The 18,448-nt window shown below is 58.0% G+C and carries 19 protein-coding genes and 2 pseudogenes; 10 read left to right on the plus strand and 11 right to left on the minus strand.

Features of this window, described 5'->3' with window-relative positions; genetic code table 11:
- Window positions 1–86: 86 nt before the first annotated feature.
- Window positions 87–650: pseudogene (locus KVH01_RS01770) on the plus strand (LuxR C-terminal-related transcriptional regulator); the annotation flags it as partial.
- 83 nt (window positions 651–733) lie between these two features.
- On the opposite strand, the gene KVH01_RS01775 reads toward KVH01_RS01770, so the two are convergent.
- From KVH01_RS01775 to metG, 4 genes are all read right to left on the minus strand, one after another.
- Window positions 734–916, minus strand: coding sequence for a PA3496 family putative envelope integrity protein (locus KVH01_RS01775; protein ID WP_043048831.1), 183 nt, complete (start codon window positions 914–916; stop codon window positions 734–736).
- Between the two features lie 107 nt (window positions 917–1,023).
- Window positions 1,024–1,662 (minus strand): endonuclease III, encoded by a 639-nt coding sequence (gene nth / locus KVH01_RS01780; RefSeq protein WP_217880244.1) that lies wholly within the window; start codon window positions 1,660–1,662, stop codon window positions 1,024–1,026.
- A gap of 108 nt (window positions 1,663–1,770) precedes the next feature.
- The gene (gene rsxB, locus KVH01_RS01785) at window positions 1,771–2,940 is read right to left on the minus strand and encodes an electron transport complex subunit RsxB (RefSeq protein WP_217880245.1); all 1,170 of its coding nucleotides are present in this window, start codon (window positions 2,938–2,940) and stop codon (window positions 1,771–1,773) included.
- 87 nt (window positions 2,941–3,027) lie between these two features.
- Window positions 3,028–5,079: a methionine--tRNA ligase gene (gene metG, locus KVH01_RS01790; protein ID WP_124411635.1), complete on the minus strand. Its 2,052-nt coding sequence runs from the start codon at window positions 5,077–5,079 to the stop codon at window positions 3,028–3,030.
- A gap of 172 nt (window positions 5,080–5,251) precedes the next feature.
- Between metG and apbC the strand changes: the two genes are divergently transcribed.
- Window positions 5,252–6,346: an iron-sulfur cluster carrier protein ApbC gene (apbC, locus tag KVH01_RS01795; RefSeq protein WP_217880246.1), complete on the plus strand. Its 1,095-nt coding sequence runs from the start codon at window positions 5,252–5,254 to the stop codon at window positions 6,344–6,346.
- A 494-nt stretch (window positions 6,347–6,840) separates the two neighbouring features.
- Here apbC and fdxA read toward each other — a convergent pair whose 3' ends face one another.
- From fdxA to KVH01_RS01830, 7 genes and pseudogenes are all read right to left on the minus strand, one after another.
- On the minus strand, window positions 6,841–7,164 hold the full coding sequence (fdxA, locus tag KVH01_RS01800) for a ferredoxin FdxA (RefSeq protein ID WP_217880247.1): 324 nt from the start codon (window positions 7,162–7,164) through the stop codon (window positions 6,841–6,843).
- 142 nt (window positions 7,165–7,306) lie between these two features.
- On the minus strand, window positions 7,307–9,898 hold the full coding sequence (gene mutS, locus KVH01_RS01805) for a DNA mismatch repair protein MutS (RefSeq protein WP_043048909.1): 2,592 nt from the start codon (window positions 9,896–9,898) through the stop codon (window positions 7,307–7,309).
- Between the two features lie 200 nt (window positions 9,899–10,098).
- Window positions 10,099–10,224, minus strand: a pseudogene (locus tag KVH01_RS01810) (DUF3077 domain-containing protein); the annotation flags it as partial.
- A gap of 185 nt (window positions 10,225–10,409) precedes the next feature.
- Complete coding sequence (locus tag KVH01_RS01815) at window positions 10,410–10,679, minus strand: ferredoxin family protein (protein WP_225923992.1); 270 nt, start codon at window positions 10,677–10,679, stop codon at window positions 10,410–10,412.
- A gap of 497 nt (window positions 10,680–11,176) precedes the next feature.
- Window positions 11,177–11,854, minus strand: a complete 678-nt coding sequence (locus KVH01_RS01820; RefSeq protein WP_217880248.1) for a hypothetical protein — start codon at window positions 11,852–11,854, stop codon at window positions 11,177–11,179.
- Between the two features lie 84 nt (window positions 11,855–11,938).
- Complete coding sequence (locus KVH01_RS01825) at window positions 11,939–12,310, minus strand: hypothetical protein (RefSeq protein WP_217880249.1); 372 nt, start codon at window positions 12,308–12,310, stop codon at window positions 11,939–11,941.
- On the minus strand, window positions 12,303–12,791 hold the full coding sequence (locus KVH01_RS01830) for a Panacea domain-containing protein (protein ID WP_043048841.1): 489 nt from the start codon (window positions 12,789–12,791) through the stop codon (window positions 12,303–12,305). The genes KVH01_RS01825 and KVH01_RS01830 overlap by 8 nt, the downstream gene beginning before the upstream one ends.
- A 234-nt stretch (window positions 12,792–13,025) precedes the next feature.
- On the opposite strand from KVH01_RS01830, the gene KVH01_RS01835 reads away from it, so the two are divergent.
- From KVH01_RS01835 to KVH01_RS01870, 8 genes are all read left to right on the plus strand, one after another.
- Window positions 13,026–13,769 (plus strand): LexA family transcriptional regulator, encoded by a 744-nt coding sequence (locus tag KVH01_RS01835; RefSeq protein ID WP_177327421.1) that lies wholly within the window; start codon window positions 13,026–13,028, stop codon window positions 13,767–13,769.
- Window positions 13,770–14,361: 592 nt separating this feature from the next.
- Window positions 14,362–14,700, plus strand: coding sequence for a phage holin family protein (locus KVH01_RS01840; RefSeq protein WP_043048845.1), 339 nt, complete (start codon window positions 14,362–14,364; stop codon window positions 14,698–14,700).
- Window positions 14,701–14,723: 23 nt separating this feature from the next.
- Window positions 14,724–15,239 (plus strand): hypothetical protein, encoded by a 516-nt coding sequence (locus KVH01_RS01845; RefSeq protein WP_217880250.1) that lies wholly within the window; start codon window positions 14,724–14,726, stop codon window positions 15,237–15,239.
- A gap of 3 nt (window positions 15,240–15,242) precedes the next feature.
- Window positions 15,243–15,854 (plus strand): phage baseplate assembly protein V, encoded by a 612-nt coding sequence (locus tag KVH01_RS01850; protein ID WP_217880251.1) that lies wholly within the window; start codon window positions 15,243–15,245, stop codon window positions 15,852–15,854.
- Between the two features lie 9 nt (window positions 15,855–15,863).
- On the plus strand, window positions 15,864–16,196 hold the full coding sequence (locus KVH01_RS01855; protein WP_217880252.1) for a phage baseplate protein: 333 nt from the start codon (window positions 15,864–15,866) through the stop codon (window positions 16,194–16,196).
- Window positions 16,193–17,188 (plus strand): baseplate J/gp47 family protein, encoded by a 996-nt coding sequence (locus tag KVH01_RS01860; RefSeq protein WP_217880253.1) that lies wholly within the window; start codon window positions 16,193–16,195, stop codon window positions 17,186–17,188. The genes KVH01_RS01855 and KVH01_RS01860 overlap by 4 nt, the downstream gene beginning before the upstream one ends.
- Complete coding sequence (locus KVH01_RS01865) at window positions 17,185–17,913, plus strand: phage tail protein I (protein ID WP_217880254.1); 729 nt, start codon at window positions 17,185–17,187, stop codon at window positions 17,911–17,913. Before KVH01_RS01860 ends, KVH01_RS01865 begins: the two co-directional genes overlap by 4 nt.
- Window positions 17,910–18,440, plus strand: a complete 531-nt coding sequence (locus KVH01_RS01870; protein ID WP_217880255.1) for a phage tail protein — start codon at window positions 17,910–17,912, stop codon at window positions 18,438–18,440. The genes KVH01_RS01865 and KVH01_RS01870 overlap by 4 nt, the downstream gene beginning before the upstream one ends.
- Window positions 18,441–18,448 lie beyond the last annotated feature (8 nt).

Raw genomic sequence — 18,448 nt, forward strand, 5'->3', positions numbered from 1 at the left:
AGCTAAGCGGCTCCCTCGGATCCGGGTTGTCCGGCAAGCAGCAGGAGTACCTTGTCATCGCTCCTAACCATTAGCAAGCACCGTAACATGGTTATGAGGTCGTTGCCGAGACTGATAACGGTGTCGATGCATTGCAACTTGCACGGGAACATATGCCGGACATTGTCATACTGGATATAGGAATTCCCAAGCTCGATGGCCTGGAAGTAATTTGCCGGCTGGCTTCAACCAAGCAGGCCGTATCGTTCAAGGTGCTGGTGCTGACGTCACAGGCTCCCGGCCATTTTTCCATGCGCTGCATGCAGGCGGGGGCGGCGGGCTATGTGTGCAAGCAGCAGGATCTGACAGAGCTGTTGAGCGCCATCAAGGCGGTGCTTTCCGGCTACAGCTACTTCCCGAACCAGGCGCTGAACTCGGTGCGCTCAACCATGGGCAACGCCAGTGAAGCCGATATGGTCGAACGCCTGTCAGGTCGAGAGATGATGGTGCTGCAACAATTGGCCCGTGGCAAAACCAACAAGGAGATTGCCGACGGCATGTTCCTCAGCAACAAAACCGTCAGTACCTATAAGACTCGCCTACTACTCAAGCTCAATGCCCGCTCCCTGGTGGACCTGATCGAACTGGCCCAGCGCAACGGACTGGTCTAGGAGGGCATTGCACCGCTCATACACCCGTGTAACCGGCAGAAAAAAGCCTCCGTCAGGGAGGCTTCCGGTCGTTGACGCCTCGATCAGAAATCGAAGTCGTAATCGGCCAGCTGTTTTTGCAAGCGTCGCTCTTCCAGAAGATTGTCGATAGTGCGGCGTTTGCTCAAATTGGTCTTGGCCACCTCTGCCACAGGTGCCTCTCCCACGTCGTCGTCCGACTCAACGAGGTCGTCGTCCACTTCAAGTTGTTCTTTGCCAGTGCTCATAAGGTTAACTCCAGGCTAAGACTGCCATTGGGGCTCCTTATAGCGATAATCGGCGGGTGGGTAAAAAAGATTTTTTCAATCGACTGATCAAGAAACCTAATGATTGCTCAATCGTCGGACGTCTTGTCCTTGTATTCACACAGATCTTCGATACGACAGCTGCCGCAGCGTGGCTTGCGCGCCTGGCAAACGTAGCGCCCGTGCAGGATCAGCCAGTGGTGGGAGTCGAGTAGATACGGCTTGGGTACGAACTTCATCAGTTGCTTTTCCACCTCGACCACATTCTTCCCGCGTGCAATACCGGTTCGGTTACTGACGCGGAAAATGTGCGTGTCCACCGCCATGGTCAGTTGCCGGAATGCCGTATTGAGCACGACATTAGCCGTCTTACGCCCTACGCCCGGCAATGCCTCAAGAGCTTCCCGCGTTTGGGGTACCTCGCCACCGTGAAACTCCAACAGCAGGCGGCATGTTTCGATCACGTTCTTGGCTTTGCTGTTGTACAGGCCGATGGTCTTGATGTATTCGGACAAGCCTTCCACGCCGAGGGCATAAATCGCCGCGGGGGTATTCGCTACCGGGTACAACCTGGCCGTCGCCTTGTTGACGCCAACGTCCGTGGACTGGGCCGACAGGATCACCGCAATCAGTAATTCGAACGGCGAGGAGTAGGCCAGCTCGGTTTTGGGTTCCGGATTGTCTTCGTGAAACCTGCGGAAAATTTCCAGGCGTTTTGCGGCATTCATGGGCAGAGCGATTCCTTGCGGGTGGTCTACGTCATTTAAAAAGCCCAGGCCTAAACCTGGCAGGTATCAATGTGACGGCGGCCATGTCGACTAGCAACCGCCCCTGGCTCATTCTGAGCTTGGTCTATGGGCTTGCAGCTGCCGCTCTGCCTCGTCCAGTCTACGCCGTGCGGCGTCCAATTCATCTACACATGGGGCCGGTTGGCGTTGTAACCTGCTGACATCTGCGCGAGCGTAGGCCAACGCGGTTTTCAACTGGCGCAGTTGGCTGTCGATAGGGCGTTTTTCTACACGCTGCAAAGACGGCCGCGGTTGCTCGGAGGCGGCTTCGGCCTCATGCAGACGGTGCTCGGCGGCGGTCAGCGCGGCATTCAATGTGGCCAGTTGCAGAGTGTCAGCACGCTGCTCCTGCGCCTTTTTCAATTCAGCGCGACGCGTGGCCAGTTGGATCTTGGCACGCTTGAGCGCTGGATCCTTGGGTATTGCAGTCGCTGGCGGGCTGTTCACCTCAAGCACAGTCAGTGCCCGCTCCGCGGCTTCGAAGTGCCGTTGCAGGACGATCAGTTGCGACTGCTGCTCAAAAGTCGGTGGATGGCCAAACGCCTTTAAGGATTTGTACAGCTGGGCTCGGCTCATCGCGACGGTGATCCTGGCTTTCTTGATTGCCGCATCCTGAACAACCTGAGGGTTATCTACAGGTATTGCGTCCATCGGCGCCGTGCGCTTGGCCCGTGCCAGGCGTTCAGCGAGCTTGTGTTCTTCTTCCCGGTGCAGGCGCGCTTTGCGTTGTTCATAGCGCCTGCGTGCCCGATCACGCTTGAGGTCACGCTCATGGTGCTCGAGATCGTTGGCCGCCAGGCCACCCACTATTGGCATGACGCCGAACCCTGGGCGCATTTCGATACAGTCCACAGGGCAGGGGGCCACACACAGGTCGCAACCGGTGCACTCGTCGATAATTACGGTATGCATCAATTTGGCGGCACCAACGATGGCATCCACCGGGCAAGCCTGGATGCACTTGGTGCAACCGATGCATTCGGCTTCGCGGATATAGGCGATCTGGGCCGGGGCTTCCCCGCGGCTTGTATCCAGTTCCAGTACCGGCACCCTTAACAAGTGGGCGAGACCTGCGATAGTCTCCTGTCCGCCCGGGGGACACTTGTTGATTGCCTCGCCTTCAGCGATGCCTTCTGCGTAAGGCTTGCAACCCGGGTGCCCGCACTTGCCGCATTGAGTCTGCGGTAGCAGCGCGTCGATACGTTGAATGAGGTTCATGCTTTGATCATAGCGTTGACGCCCGGCCCTTTGAGGTGGGCAAGCTGAAAAGCCCCGTCGCTGAAACGGCGGGGCGTTTTACAGGATTTACTTGATACGTTGACCCGGCTTGGCGCCACTGTCCGGGCTCAGCAGGTAGATTTCCTCTCCGCCGGGGCCTGCCGCCATCACCATGCCTTCGGAAATGCCAAACTTCATTTTCCGTGGCTTGAGGTTGGCAATCATCATGGTCAGGCGACCATCGAGCTTTGACGGGTCCGGATAAGCGCTCTTGATCCCGGAGAACACGTTGCGCTGTTCGTCACCGATGTCCAGCGTCAGGCGCAGCAACTTGTCGGCACCTTCCACGGCTTCGGCCTTGATAATCAACGCTACGCGCAGGTCCACGGCGGCAAAGGCGTCGAAATCGATTTCCGGGGAAATCGGGTCCTTGGCCAGCTCGCCATTGCCCGCAGGTGAGGATTGCCCGGTATCGGTCTGGCTGGCAATCAGGTCTTCTTTCGAAGCGTCGGTCATGGCTTGGACTTTCACCGGGTCGATACGGGTCATCAGCGGCTTGAACGCGTTCAACTGATGGTTGCTGAGCAACGTGGCATGGTCGGCCCAGGTCAAGGGAGCCACATTGAGGAACGCCTCGGCGTCGGCGGCCAATAATGGCAGCACCGGTTTGAGGAAGATCACCAGCTGGCGGAACAGGTTGACGCCAGTGGCGCAGATCGCCTGGACTTCAGCTTCCTTGCCTTCCTGCTTGTTCAGCGACCAGGGCGCTTTGTCGGCGATCCAGGCGTTGGCACGGTCGGCCAGGCCCATGATCTCGCGCATGGCGCGGGCAAAGTCACGGGCTTCATAGGCCTCGGCAATGCTTGGTGCGGCCGCCAGGAAGGCTTCAGTCAGTTCCGGCGCGGCGTTTTCCGCCACCATTACTCCGGCGTTGCCCTTGTGGATAAACCCGGCGCAACGGCTGGCAATGTTGACGACTTTGCCGACCAGGTCCGAGTTGACCTTCTGTACGAAATCTTCCAGGTTCAGGTCCAGGTCGTCGACACCACGGCCCAGCTTGGAGGCGTAGTAATAGCGCAGGTATTCCGGCGACAGGTGATCCAGGTAGGTGCGCGCCTTGATGAAGGTGCCGCGAGACTTGGACATCTTCTGGCCGTTGACCGTGAGGTAGCCGTGCACTGCGATGCCGGTTGGCTTGCGGTAGCCCGAGCCTTCGAGCATCGCCGGCCAGAACAGCGCGTGGAAGTTGACGATGTCCTTGCCGATGAAGTGGTACAGCTCGGCGGTGGAGTCCTTGGCCCAGAACGCGTCGAAGTCCAGCTCCGGCGTGCGGTCGCACAGGTTCTTGAAGCTGGCCATGTAGCCGATCGGCGCATCCAGCCACACATAGAAGTATTTGCCCGGCTCGTCCGGGATCTCGAAACCGAAGTAAGGCGCATCGCGGGAGATGTCCCACTGTTGCAGGCCAGCATCCAGCCACTCGGCGATCTTGTTGGCCACCGCGTCCTGCAGCGTGCCGCTGCGGGTCCAGGTTTGCAGCATCTGCTGGAAGTCCGGGAGCTTGAAGAAGAAGTGCTGGGAATCCTTGAGCACCGGGGTGGCACCGGAAATGGCCGATTTCGGATTCTTCAGGTCAGTCGGCGCGTAGGTGGCACCGCACTTCTCGCAGTTGTCGCCATACTGATCTTCGGTGCCGCATTTCGGGCAGGTGCCCTTGATGAAGCGGTCGGCCAGGAACATTTTCTTGTCCGGGTCGAAATACTGGGTGATCGAGCGCGTGGCAATGTGCCCGGCGTCACGCAGGCGCTTGTAGATCTGGCTCGACAGCTCACGGTTTTCTTCGGAATGGGTCGAGTGGAAGTTGTCGAAGTCCACCAGGAACTCGGCAAAGTCGGCGCTGTGTTCAGCCTGCACGTTGGCGATCAGTTGTTCCGGGGTGATGCCTTCCTTTTCGGCGCGCAACATGATGGCCGAACCGTGGGCGTCGTCCGCGCAGACATAAATGCATTGATTGCCGCGATGCTTCTGGAAGCGCACCCACATATCGGTCTGGATGTACTCAAGCATATGGCCAAGATGGATGGAACCATTGGCATAGGGCAGGGCGCTGGTGACGAGGATCTTGCGTGGCTCGGACATGGGGCTCGGCTACTTGATGAAACGGAGGTCGGCCACTATAAAGCGCCGGGAAATTTATTTCACCCCGTGAGGCTGTTTCAGAATTTTCGGCCGCTTAGAAAGCATGCCGTTCGGCGGCCGGAACGGTTAGGATAGCCGCCTGTTTCAGTCAGTCTTTTTTCGGGAGTAGCCCATGAGCGCCGTCAATCGCGCAGCGGTGGAAGCCGTTCTTCGCCAGTACACCGACCCTTATTTGAACCTGGACCCGGTCAGTGCCGGTTGCGTACGTGCCATCGAGGTCCAGGGTGACCAGGTGTCGGTCCAACTGGAGCTGGGCTACGCCGCCGGCCTGTTCAAAAGCGGTTGGGCGCAGATGCTGCAAATGGGTATCGCGGGCCTGGACGGCGTGGGTTCGGCCAAGGTCGACATCAGATGTGTAATCGCACCGCACAAGGCTCAGGCGCAGATCCCTGGCTTGGCCAATGTTAAGAATGTGGTGGCGGTGGCCTCCGGCAAGGGCGGCGTGGGTAAATCCACCACTGCTGCCAACTTGGCCCTGGCCCTGGCCCGGGAAGGTGCACGGGTGGGTATTCTCGACGCCGATATCTACGGGCCGAGCCAGGGCGTGATGTTCGGTATCGCCGAAGGCACGCGGCCGAAGGTCAAGGACCAGAAATGGTTCGTGCCCATCGAGTCGCTGGGCGTGGAAGTGATGTCCATGGCCTTCCTCACCGATGACAACACACCCATGGTCTGGCGGGGGCCGATGGTCTCCGGTGCGTTGCTGCAACTGGTCACGCAGACGGCCTGGGGCGACCTCGACTACCTGGTGATCGACATGCCGCCAGGCACTGGCGACATCCAGCTCACCCTGGCGCAGAAAGTCCCGGTGGCGGGGGCGGTGATCGTTACCACCCCTCAGGACCTGGCGCTGCTGGACGCCAGAAAAGGCGTGGAGATGTTCCGCAAAGTCAATATTCCGGTGCTGGGCGTCGTGGAAAACATGGCGGTACACATCTGCTCCAACTGTGGGCATGCCGAGCATCTATTTGGTGAGGGCGGTGGCGAGAAGCTTGCGACTCAATACGGCGTCGAACTGCTCGCATCGTTGCCGCTGTCGATGGCTATCCGCGAACAGGCCGATGGTGGTAAACCCACGGTAGCGGCCGAGCCCGATGGGCAGGTCGCGATGATCTACCAGGAACTGGCCCGTCATGTAGGCGCGCGCATTGTCCTACAAGAAGCGGCTGCCCCGGCGATGCCAACCATTACGGTCAGCGACGACTGATCCAGTCGACGGACAAAAGCCTCGACATTGTCGGGGCTTTTTTTGGCCCGCTCACAGGTCAAGCACGCGACTTCGCGCATTACCCAATTGGGCGTGTAAGCATTCGCTTACTTTCTCGTAAGTGTTTGGTTTTTTTGCTGGGTGTGTACGTCTCAAATACGTGCGAGTTTTTTCTATCTAATTGAAATATAACAATTATTTATCTTAATTTTGATGTGGGCGCGTGTCAGTTCGCACGTTGGATCCCGTTGAACTTCTCATTGAACCCTCTAAGATCAGTCCTGTGTCCACGGATTGACACAGCCATCAAGGAACGATGGTTTGAAGGAACGTCGCAGGATGCGATTCATCAGGACGATGAAAAGGAATAAAGGGACTAGGGAAAAAATGTGGGCGGGTCATACCGCCCCTTTTTTCGCCTGCAGAAAAGTAAAACACGTCCTTCAGAAACGCAAAAAGGCCCGCAAGGGGCCTTTTGGAGGGCGGCGACGCTATCAGCGTTCGAGGTCTGCAATCTTACCTGTCTTGCCATCCCATTCCGCGGCATCGGGCAGCGGATCTTTCTTCTCAGTGATATTCGGCCAGATTTCCGCCAGCTCGACGTTCAACTGAATAAACTCCTGCATCTGCGCCGGGACTTCGTCCTCGGAGAAAATCGCAACGGCCGGGCATTCCGGCTCACACAGGGCGCAGTCAATGCACTCATCCGGGTGGATAACCAGGAAATTCGGGCCTTCGTAGAAGCAGTCCACCGGACACACTTCTACGCAGTCGGTGTACTTGCACTTGATGCAGTTGTCGGTGACGACGAAGGTCATTTCTAATTTTCTCCTCAGGCGGCGGCAGCGAAACCCCTTCCGGCGGGGCTCGCGAGGTTTGGGAGCGATAGTCTGCAGGCCAGGCTAAAAGCCCACAGCATCCCAAACCGCGCGAGAGTCTACCAGCTTGCAAGCGTCTGCGTTATATCCGAGTCTTCAGTGCATATAACATTTCGAGCGCTTTACGCGGTGTCAAGTCATCCAGGTCAAGCTTGGACAACTCATCCAGTACCGGATGGGGCAGGCTGGCGAACAGATCGCTCTGGTGCGGCGCGGCGGGTTTCTTGCTGGCCTTGGCCGGGCTGGCGACCACCGTTTCATGGGGCAGGGCCGTGGTTTCCAGGCGGCTGAGGTGCTCACGGGCGCGGATGATCACGTCGTTCGGCACACCGGCCAGCTGCGCCACGGCCAGGCCGTAACTCTGGCTGGCTGGCCCCGGCAGCACATGATGCAGGAACACGATGCGCTCATTGTGCTCAGTGGCATTGAGATGCACGTTGGCCACCAGCGGTTCGCTTTCCGGCAACACCGTCAGTTCGAAGTAGTGGGTGGCAAACAGCGTATAGGCGCGCAAATGCGCCAGGCGCTCGGCCGCCGCCCAGGCCAGGGACAGGCCGTCGAAGGTGCTGGTGCCGCGGCCCACTTCATCCATCAGCACCAGGCTACGTTCGGTTGCGTTGTGCAGGATGTTGGCGGTCTCGCTCATTTCCACCATGAAGGTCGAACGGCCGCCGGCCAGGTCATCGCTGGAACCGATCCGCGTGAAGATGCGGTCCACCAGGGACAGCTCGCAGCTGGCCGCCGGCACAAAGCTGCCGATATGCGCCAACAACACGATCAAGGCGGTCTGGCGCATGTAGGTGGATTTACCGCCCATGTTCGGACCGGTGATCACCAGCATGCGGGTATCGTCGTCCAGAGACAGGTCGTTGGCGACGAACGGCGTGGTCAATACCTGCTCCACCACTGGGTGTCGGCCTTGCACAATGCGCATGCATGGCTCGCTGACAAACCGTGGACAGTTCAGGTCAAGGTTCAGCGCTCGTTCGGCGAGGTTGCTCAGTACATCCAGCTCCGCCAGAGCGGCGGCGGTGTCCTGCAATGGAGCCAGGCGGCTGATCAGGTCCTCGAGCAAGGCTTCGTAGAGCATCTTTTCCCGGGCCAGGGCGCGGCTTTTGGCCGACAGCGCCTTGTCCTCGAACTCTTTGAGCTCAGGGGTGATAAAACGCTCGGCGCCCTTGAGGGTCTGGCGTCGTTGATAGTCGATAGGCGCCGACTCGGCTTGCTTGCTCGGCAGCTCGATGAAGTAGCCGTGCACCCGGTTGTAACCGACCTTAAGGTTCGCCAGGCCGGTGCGGGCTTTTTCGCGGGCTTCCAGATCAATCAGGAACTGCCCGGCGTTTTCGCTCAGGGATTGCAGCTCATCCAGCTCACTGTCGTAGCCGGTTTTCAACACGCCGCCATCACGGATGATCGCGGGTGGGTTGTCGATGATGGCTTTTTCCAGCAGTGCCGCGAGATCCGGGTAAGTGCCGGCAGTCACCGCCAGCTGTTGCAGATGCGGCGTGTCCAGTTCGGTCATCGCCACTTGCAACTGCGGCAGGGCGCTCAAGGCATCACGCAGGCGCGCCAAATCGCGGGGTCGCGCATTGCGCAGGCCGATCCGCGCCAGGATACGTTCGATATCGCCGATTTCTTTCAGTTGCGGCTGCAGCTTTTCAAAGCGATAGCCGTCGAGCAGGCAGGTAATAGACGTCTGACGCGCTTGCAGCACGGTCAAGTCCCGTAGCGGACGGTTCAGCCAACGGGTCAGCAAGCGGCTGCCCATGGCGGTCTGGCAACGGTCGACCACCGATTGCAGGGTGTTATCGCGCCCGCCGGCCAGGTTGGTGTCCAATTCCAGGTTGCGACGGCTGGCGCCATCGAGCACCACGGTATCGTCCAGACGCTCATGACGCAGGCTGCGCAAATGCGGCAGGGCGGTGCGCTGGGTTTCCTTAGCGTAGCTGAGCAGGCAACCGGCGGCGCCGATGGCCAATGTCAGGGTTTCGCAGCCAAAACCTTTAAGGTCTTGCACCGAGAACTGCTGGCACAGACTCTTCAGGGCCGAATCACGCTCGAAATCCCACGGCGCACGACGCTTGGTCCCACGGCGCTTCTCGGCGGGCAAGTCCTTGGGCCAATCATCCGGGATCAACAACTCCACCGGATTGATACGTTCAAGTTCCGCGAGCAGGTTCTCCCAGCCCTTGATCTCCAGCACGCTGAAATTGCCGCTGGTGATATCCAGCACCGAGAGGCCGAACAGCCGTTCATCACCCAATACCGCAGCGATCAGGTTGTCGCGACGCTCATCCAGCAACGCCTCATCACTCACCGTGCCCGGGGTAATAATGCGCACCACCTGGCGTTCCACCGGGCCTTTGCTGGTGGCCGGATCGCCGATCTGCTCACAGATCACCACCGACTCGCCCAGCTTGACCAGCTTGACCAGGTAGCCTTCCAAGGAGTGATAAGGAATCCCACACATCGGAATCGACTGCCCCGCCGACTGCCCGCGCGCGGTAAGGGTAATGTCCAGCAGCTTGGCGGCCTTCTTCGCGTCTTCATAGAAGATCTCGTAGAAGTCGCCCATGCGATAGAACATCAACTGATCAGGGTGCTGGTTTTTCAGGCGCCAGTACTGCTGCATCATCGGGGTGTGGGAGGACAGGTCTGAAGTGTTTTTACTCATTGGGTAATAGACAAATTCGTTGAAAGTGATGGGGCAAAGGGGCGCTTGGCCCAGCATTTTTTGCGATGGCGGCAAGGTTAACACGCAAGGCCGGGGGGACGCAGGTCGCAAACGGGTAGGTAAAAAGCAAACGCGGTGCCGCCCCGATATCATTCACTAAAAGGGCGGCGGCGCCAGAGGTTAACGGTTACCCGCCTTTTCTATTTTCGCGGCTTACTGAGTATTACCGGCGAATCCAACACCTTCACCACATCATCAACTACCGCCTTGACCATTTCCTGCAAGTAATGCGAAGCCCTGGCATAACGGTCCGTCTCCTTGGTCATCGGGTCAGAGTGAGCGTTGTCGACGATAACGAAAGAACTACGCCAGTATTGAACCGTCCGTCGCAACAGGTGCAGGCAGTTGTGGTTGACGTGCCTGCACGCGCAAGTTCACCCTTACAGCGTCGTAGCTCCAGTAGCGGCGATCTTAAGAGACGATAAGCAGACGAAAGGTGGATTTCCTTATGTCAACGTATTAAATGTTGAAGTTTGTTATCCATATATACCCATCGATCGACATCTGCATGTGCAGGTTTGTTTCTGGTGATTTTGGGCCAGTCCCTAGCTAATTCCGCATTGAGTTTTTTGAAATTTTCCATTCCAATAGGTAGTGCGTCTTCGCGGAAAATAGCACCCGCTGGGCATTCTTGTACGCACGCAGCGCACTCAATGCATTCATCAGGATCTATTACTATAAAATTTTGACCCTCGTGAAAGCAATTTACCGGGCATACCATAACTCACTCGGTATATTTGCAGTTTATACAGTTGTCAGTCACTACATAGGTCATCTTAAATCTCCTCACATATTGCGGAATCTTTTATTGGTGGTTTTTGTTGTGAGTGTTAGTCGGCATGATTTGTATAGAATCTGTAACTGTCGGAAATGACAGTTTTTTATGATACTTAGCACTCTTTGTTATTCCCCCGGATTATTAGAAGCATTGTTCAATTCCCTTCACGCCAGAGCACCTCGAAGCCATTGAGCTCCATCGCACGCGCTGAAAAGACCGTGCTCTACAGCGACCGCACATTGGAATACCGCTCTACCGACGAATTGCTCAAGGCCCGCAACTAGATTCGTATGTCGCTTACAAACGCAGCCGGGCCGCGACCATGCGAGGTTCGGCTGATCAAGGATTGATCGCCTTACGGGCCTGTCAGGATTACGTAAAGGAAGTTTCTACATCGAAGTAAAAGGAGCGGCCGGGCAGGATGCGTCAACTCCCCCAAGTCAGCGGTTTATCGCGCTGATCGGGGCCTCAGCGTTGTTTTTGCAGCCCGTCACTTGTGGATAAGGCAGGCAAACCAGCGTCATTTCATGCTTGGGTTCAAAGCCATGATCAATCATGCAGCGTTGCGCCTTGGCTGTGCGCCCGATGCTGGCGACGGCCAGGTTTGACCCCAGCGGTTTCGGGTATCCGCAGGCGTACATGACCGGCAGCGCTTCCTTATCGTTAGCCAGTTGCACCGAGAAGTGCGGTGATGCACCCATTTTTCGCCAGGTGATCTGCATACTCTCGTACCGGCCAGAGTCAGGTTTTATTGGATAAAAACCTTCATCATCGCCAAACGGCAGGGCTTCGAGCTCGGACAGACTCAGTGGGCGACCTATCCTTTCTTCTACACAGGCCGGAACGTCCTTCATGACTTCACAGAATTTGAAATCGTCTTTACGGGTAAAACCGAGGCGCTGCATACACTGAAAATGGATCACTTCTTCGTTTATGGGGTAGCGAGTCAGTGAACCGCCTACAGGGTCGCCACATTCCGCCATAGCAGCCTTTACGCCATCGACTGTTGTGGACGTGCGCTGCCACTGTGTGAATTCGGCTGGCGGTGGACAACCAGTGAGCAAAAATATCGTTCCGAGCAGTGCAGGGATGGTGATGATCTGACTTTTGCGCAGCATATCTAATCCTTATTAAATTGGGATGGCTGCGCAGCCCAACGCAAGCTGGTCAAGAGTAGATGGTTGTATCGGGGAAGGAACAGATTATTTGGATTTACGCCCACTGGCCGGAAACAACCCTCTGATCACACCAAGGAACGCCGCAAACAAATTGATTGAAGTCGCCGTAGTGATGGCAATCAATACATTGTCCGAAAACGGCGCTTTACCCGAGTAATACGTCGACCACCCATTCCACACCAGCAAGACCGCCCAGAAGATCACCCCGCAGGCAGCGAACCAAAATGCACGCCCCGCATATTTCTTGCGCAGTTGCCTTTCGGCCTTCTGGTCTTTGAGGTTCTGGCTTCTTTCATCGTCGGTGCCTATGGCTTGCTCGCCACCGGCTTGGGAGTCCTGGTCCGGCCCTGCCACGGGGGGCAGGGTGAGTTCCAGGTTGTCGAGTTCTTCACTCACGGATGCGGCTCTTTGGGTGAATGAGTGTTGCCATGTCTTCCCAGTCAATGGCGGAACCGTCGGCGCCCTTGAGGGCCCAGGCTGTGCCCTCCTCGTGGGAAAGGTTGGACAGTTGGGTGCCGGACCATTTGCCGTATTTGTTAATGATCCGGTCAATCAAGCGGTGGGTGTAGGTATCGCTCTCAGGAACCCTCGGTGTCACGAAGACAATGTCTTCGGCGTCGGGCTTCAGGTTGCTGAGCAGCGATGTCACCGGGCGATTACCGTAGGATTTCAACTCATGGTAAAGCGACGGAATGACCGGGCCGTATTGCCAGCGGGCGAAGTGGTCATCCATAAGGGGCTGGTCCCGTTCGCGCAAGTGCCAGGACTGCGTATAAAACAGCAGTTTCTGCAGCTTCATCGGGGTCAGGCCCGAAACCTTGCCTTCCTTCGCGCGTTCAATGAAGGCGTTAGCAACAGCTAGCGCTGAATAAGCCATGAGCACCTCCGTCGTTGCTGGCTAGGTGATTGACGAGTTTTATACATAGCCCCTGAATTGTCGATAAGCAAGGGACGCTGATATCCGTGGCATCTCAACATCAGACCGCCCGGAAGAATAGTGGGTAATCAACTGTTTGCATATACAGTATTTTGTTTCGAGGCAAACAAAATTGTCTGTTTAATGCATAAATATGCAAATTAGCATTTGCCAACCTTAAAAACTCCCGTCACTATCCGCGTTATGCAAAAACGCAACGTTTCTATCGTCTTAAGAGAGCTGCTGGACCGCGACCGGATCTCCCCCACGGAGCTTCACCGGCGTACCGGCGTGCCCCAATCCACCCTGTCCCGGATCCTCAGCGGCAAGATCGTTGATCCGTCGGACAAACACATCTCGCGCATCGCCGAGTACTTTCGTGTCAGCACCGACCAACTGCGCGGGCGCGCTGCGGTGGGGGCATTGCGCGATGACGGGCGCGACCCGATGCATTCGGAACTCAAGGACATAAGCCTGTGGGACGACGACACCCCCGTTAATGATGACGAGGTGTCGATCCCCTTTCTGCGCGAGGTTGAATTGGCTGCTGGATCAGGAAGATTCGTCATCGAGGAAAGCGAGAAGGCCAGCCTGCGGTTCGGCAAGCGCAGCCTGCGGCATAACGGTGTGCAGTTCGACCAGGCCAAGTGCGTGACGGTGCGCGGCAACAGCATGCTGCCGGTACTGCGCGACGGCGCCACGGTTGGAGTGAATGCCGGCAAGAGCGGCATCGGCGATATCGTCGATGGTGATCTGTATGCCATCAACCACAACGGCCAACTGCGGGTTAAACAGCTCTATCGCCTGCCTTCCGGAATCCGCCTGCGCAGTTTCAATCGTGATGAGCATCCGGATGAGGACTACAGTTTCCAGGATATCCAGGATGAGCAGATCAGCATCCTCGGGCATGTTTTCTGGTGGGGCATGTACGCCCGTTAACCTCCTCGCGTAAGACGAAACCCGCCCATGAGCGGGTTTTTTTTCGCCCGCAGAAAGCCGGCAAACCCTTGGCCCACAAGGCTTCAAATGCACCCGTGCATTTCCATAGCAAAAATAAATGCATTTGTGCATTGACTGTATATGCATACATGCATATTCTTCACCTCAAGCCAGCCAACAAGGCTAGGTGGAGGCGGCAAGGATGCTGCCAAGGAAGACAAGGAAGGCACGCAACATCGGCAAGGACGCCATCGAAGCGATGGCAGGGATGCCAGGCAACACCGGCAAGGATGCCGACGCTCTTTAGTTACGACGCTTCAAAAAAACAGGCAGCGATGAACCGGCCTTGACGGTTCAGAGGGTTGGCAACTGACCCGGGTGTGCAGCGTAAAGCACCAGAAGCAGTTATCCGGCAGACAGGGATCGTGGTCGGAAAAACATTGAGGAAAGGACCGTACCGCGCCAGTAGCGCCGAAAGTCCGAGGACAGCATTACTGAAAAGCCCGGGCAACCGGGCTTTTTGGAATGCCTACCTATCGACGCATGTGTAAATGAAATATGGATTATTAATTGCTCAGCCAGGAGGCGTGACATGACAAATGAACAGCAAGCGTTAGCGGAAATGCCTATCTGGCTGGTGATCGTATTGGCCGTGATCGGCGGGGTGTCGGGAGAAATGTGGCGCGCCGACAAAGAAGGCGCCCGTGGTTGGTCGTTGATCCGTCGTCTGGCGCTGCGCTCCGGGGCCTGCATGGTCTGCGGGGTTTCGGCGCTGATGCTGTGCTACGCGGCCGGCATGTCGATCTGGACCGCCGGCGCCATTGGTTGCCTCACCGCTATGGCCGGTGCCGACGTGGCCATCGGCCTTTATGAGCGGTGGGCGGCCAAGCGCATCGGGATCAACCAAGGCTCCGGCCAGGACCCGCAGTAATTGTTGCAAGGACGCTACTCAAAATGACGCTTATCGAAAAGCCATCCCAACTGCCCCAGGCCGTGGGCGCTGCGCTGCATGCAGCCTTCCCGGACCTCAAGGTCGGCAGCCACCAGGACTTCCAGGGCGACGCTGAAAAAACCGGTGTGCAGGTCACCGTCGAAGGCAATGGCCCGGGCATTCGCTCTCGCGAAGGGCGCAAGGCCCACGTGCTGAGCATTTCAATCAGGGCCATGGTCGCCCCCGGTGCATTGCCGTTCGATGCCTGCGACCTGGCCAGCCAACTGATGGACCTGGTGCTGGATAACCGTTGGAACCTGCCCCAGGCACAGTGCGATTTGCCGGCGAATATCGTCGCTGCTCCCGCTGCGCGCACTTCCGTGGAAACGGACTACGACACCTGGACGGTTTCCTTCACGCAAACCCTCTATCTGGGGCCGGTGTTACTCGACGACCCCACAGGCCAACCGCTGTTTGCCTGCACCTGGGACGTCTCCAACATCGACGACCCGGCCCAATACAAGCCACTGGCGGAGTAGCCCATGTTCGACGCGCTGTTACGCATGCAATTGGGACCGATCGTCGAACGCCTGGCAGAGATGGAAACCCAGCTCGAAGACCTTTACCGTCGCGCCGAAAGCTTCTGTCGGATTGGTATTTGCCAACAGGTCGACGCGGCCAGCAACACCTGCAAGGTCAGCCATGGTGATTTGCTTACCCCGGCGATCCGCTTTTTCAACCCCAGCGCCGGTGCGCAAACCGAAACCCGTATCCCCACGGTGGGTGAACAATGCCTGCTGCTCAACTACGGCGGCGGGGAGGGCGGCGTGCAATCCGTGGCTCTGTTCGGCCTTAACAGTGATCGTTTTCCGCCGGTTTCCAGTGTTGCAACGCTGACCCGGCGTCGCCATCTAGATGGCACCCAAAGTGACTACGACGATGCCAGCCATACCTTCAACTGGGTCAATGGCCCCACCACCTTCAGCGGCTCCCGCGAACAAGTCGACGTCAAGGTCGGCGCCACCAGCCTGACCCTCAACGCCCAAGGCATCGTCCTGCAGGTCGGCGGCACCAGCCTGTTGCTCGATGCCAGCGGCGCGCATTTCAGCGGCCCGCTGGTGGACCATCAAGGACGACTCATCAGCCCCCGATAAGGACATCCCATGCTCGGAATCGAGAGGAATACCGGGGCAGCCGTCGATGACTGGCTGCAATTTGTGCAGCGCGCCACCCGAGCGCTGACCACCCCTGTGGGCACTCGGCAAAAGCGTCCGTTGTACGGTTCGCTGATCCCGCAGTTGCTCGGGCAAAACCTCGGCGACGACCTGCTGATCCTCGCCCAAAGCCACGCCGCCCAGGCGTTCTACAACATCCACAACGGTATCGACGACTTTGACCCCCAGGTCATCGTCGCTACCCGCCAAGGCGCCGGCCTGCTGCTGCGGTTTGCCGGCACCTGGAAAAACCGCCAACAATCCTTCGAGGTCGTGACATGAGCATGCTGATCCCCGGCCAGAACCAACTGGCGGAACCGGCCATCATCAAGGTGGATGAGTTCGAACCGTTGCTGGCCGAGTTCAAGGCGTTCGTCATCGACTATGTTGCCAGCCGAGCTCCGCAAAGCGCGGCCAAACTCAAGGTCAGCCTCGACAATGAAAGCGAACTGCTGACCCTGGCCCTGGAAGCTTTTTGCGTGCGTCTGCAAACCCACGAGCGCAAATACAACGCCCGTATCAAACAGATGCTCGCGTGGTGGGCCACCGGCAGCAACCTGGATGCGCGCCTGGCCGATATGGGCCTGGAACGCCAAGTGCTCGATCCTGGCGACCCGGCAGCTTTCCCGCCGGTGCCGCCCACCCTGGAAAGCGACGACGACGCTCGCCTGCGTTACTACCTGGCGCCCCATGCTCCGGCGGCCGGCTCGCGGATGCAGTATCGCCGCGAAGTGTTCACCCTTGGCGAGCGTCCGGCGGTAAAAGTGCAGAGTGCGACGCCGGGAGTGGTGACCGTCACCTACACCTTCGATCCGGATGGTTATGCGGCCCAGGTCAAGGACGGCAACGCTCGGCGCACCGCACCGGGCGAAGTCATGGTCACGGTGCTTTCCAGGGACGGTGACGGCACACCATCTATCGACTTGCTTGACGGTGTACGTCGACATTTCGCACGGCCGGACGTCCGGCCGGAAACCGACCTTGTCACTGTCCAAGGTGCGCAGATTCAACCTTATAAAATTCGCGTGGTGGCCAAGATCAACGCCGGCCCGGATTCGGGGCTGACCCAAGTGGCGGCGCAGAAACTGCTGCAAGACTACGCAGAGTCCTGCCATCGTCTGGAAGGTCGGGTCGACCCCAGTTGGATCGACTACGCAATCCACAGCGCTGGCGCTGCGCAACTGCAAATCCTTGAACCGCTCGCGCCGATTATCAGCACCGCGTTCCAGGCCCCGTATTGCACGGGCGTCGAGGTGGAGGTGCGCACGCTATGAGTGAACCTAAAGCGAGTTTGTTGCCGGCCAACAGTTCACCGCTGGAAAAGGCTTTGGACCTGGGCTTCGGCACATTGCTTGAACGTGTCACGCCACCGTTTCCGGCGCTGATGAATCCACTTCAAACTCCAAGCGAATTCCTGCCTTACCTGGCCGCCGACCGCGGCGTCAGCGAATGGGATGCCGAGGCCAGCGAGGCGGAAAAGCGCCTGACCGTGGCGTTGTCCTGGCAGATCCAACGCCAGGCCGGTACGCCCAAGGCACTGAGTCATGCGGTGGAGTCATTGGGTTTTACTCCCAACATCAGCGCCTGGTATCAGCAGCGCCCCTTGGGTGTGCCTTACACCTTCGACGTGCAGGCGATCATCGGGCGCAGTTGGTCCAGCGGTGATCACAACCGGCTGATCCGGCGTATCAATGCGGCCAAGAGTGAGCGCGACCAGGCGACGATTACCATCGTGCATGAGACCACCCAAGGCTTGCGTGTCGCTGCAGCAACGGATCCGGCACTGAGTATCAGTGACCATAGCCGACCCGGAGCCTTGCCCGAGGTGAAGCTACTAGGTTCCGTCTCCTTCAGCAGCGCTGCTCACAGACCCCTAAGCGATGGCGAGTTGCAGCTTGAGGGCGCGCTACCTGAATTCGGGCTTGCCGCCCGACTGAACAGTGCCGGGGTTGCCCGGCACTACACCATTAACGATTACGACCTCAGGGCGCAGCCATGACAGATGAAATCACGCGCCTGGTGCGCTTCACCTCCAAAGGTTTGGATGAAGTGCTGCAGGCAAAGAACCAGGGCCTCAAAGGCGAAATCACCCACATCGGCGCCGGCACCGGCCGCTACAACCCCGACGGCACGGAAGTGGCCTTGCGTGACGAGCGTCAACGGGTGGCCATCGTCGATTACGAAGACCTGGGCGAACGCCAACTCAGGATGGCCGCGCTGTTTGATGGCGACGGCGAGTATGAGATTGGCGAGTTCGGGTTTTACCTCGCCAGTGGGACGTTGCTGGCGGTGTATTCCGTGGCGGGCAAGTTGCTGACGTATAAAGCGGCGGCGGCGCGGGTGCTGCAGAAGTTTACGCTGGATGTTTCGCCGTTGCCGGCGGATAGCGTGACGATTGTGGTGGGGAGTGAGAACTTGAATGTGTTGTTGGCCGAGGAGATCGCAATCATGGCGGCGGCTTCGGTTGGCAATATGTCGAGGCATATGAATTTGATGTTTCGAGTTATGAATCTCGAAGCGAAGTAGGAGCACTT

The organism is Pseudomonas khavaziana (assembly GCF_019145205.1).
Taxonomy (GTDB): Bacteria; Pseudomonadota; Gammaproteobacteria; order Pseudomonadales; family Pseudomonadaceae; genus Aquipseudomonas; species Aquipseudomonas khavaziana.

Bases quoted from the DNA above. Each gene is read 5' to 3' on its own strand.
- KVH01_RS01830 (WP_043048841.1), bottom strand. From the start codon at position 12,791: ATGGCTTATTCAGCGCTAGCTGTTGCTAACGCCTTCATTGAACGCGCG.
- KVH01_RS01850 (WP_217880251.1), top strand. From the start codon at position 15,243: ATGTTCGACGCGCTGTTACGCATGCAATTGGGACCGATCGTCGAACGC.
- KVH01_RS01840 (WP_043048845.1), top strand. From the start codon at position 14,362: ATGACAAATGAACAGCAAGCGTTAGCGGAAATGCCTATCTGGCTGGTG.
- KVH01_RS01870 (WP_217880255.1), top strand. From the start codon at position 17,910: ATGACAGATGAAATCACGCGCCTGGTGCGCTTCACCTCCAAAGGTTTG.
- KVH01_RS01845 (WP_217880250.1), top strand. From the start codon at position 14,724: ATGACGCTTATCGAAAAGCCATCCCAACTGCCCCAGGCCGTGGGCGCT.
- apbC (WP_217880246.1), top strand. From the start codon at position 5,252: ATGAGCGCCGTCAATCGCGCAGCGGTGGAAGCCGTTCTTCGCCAGTAC.
- metG (WP_124411635.1), bottom strand. From the start codon at position 5,079: ATGTCCGAGCCACGCAAGATCCTCGTCACCAGCGCCCTGCCCTATGCC.
- KVH01_RS01865 (WP_217880254.1), top strand. From the start codon at position 17,185: ATGAGTGAACCTAAAGCGAGTTTGTTGCCGGCCAACAGTTCACCGCTG.
- mutS (WP_043048909.1), bottom strand. From the start codon at position 9,898: ATGAGTAAAAACACTTCAGACCTGTCCTCCCACACCCCGATGATGCAG.
- KVH01_RS01815 (WP_225923992.1), bottom strand. From the start codon at position 10,679: ATGGTATGCCCGGTAAATTGCTTTCACGAGGGTCAAAATTTTATAGTA.
- KVH01_RS01775 (WP_043048831.1), bottom strand. From the start codon at position 916: ATGAGCACTGGCAAAGAACAACTTGAAGTGGACGACGACCTCGTTGAG.
- fdxA (WP_217880247.1), bottom strand. From the start codon at position 7,164: ATGACCTTCGTCGTCACCGACAACTGCATCAAGTGCAAGTACACCGAC.
- KVH01_RS01820 (WP_217880248.1), bottom strand. From the start codon at position 11,854: ATGCTGCGCAAAAGTCAGATCATCACCATCCCTGCACTGCTCGGAACG.
- nth (WP_217880244.1), bottom strand. From the start codon at position 1,662: ATGAATGCCGCAAAACGCCTGGAAATTTTCCGCAGGTTTCACGAAGAC.
- rsxB (WP_217880245.1), bottom strand. From the start codon at position 2,940: ATGAACCTCATTCAACGTATCGACGCGCTGCTACCGCAGACTCAATGC.
- KVH01_RS01855 (WP_217880252.1), top strand. From the start codon at position 15,864: ATGCTCGGAATCGAGAGGAATACCGGGGCAGCCGTCGATGACTGGCTG.
- KVH01_RS01860 (WP_217880253.1), top strand. From the start codon at position 16,193: ATGAGCATGCTGATCCCCGGCCAGAACCAACTGGCGGAACCGGCCATC.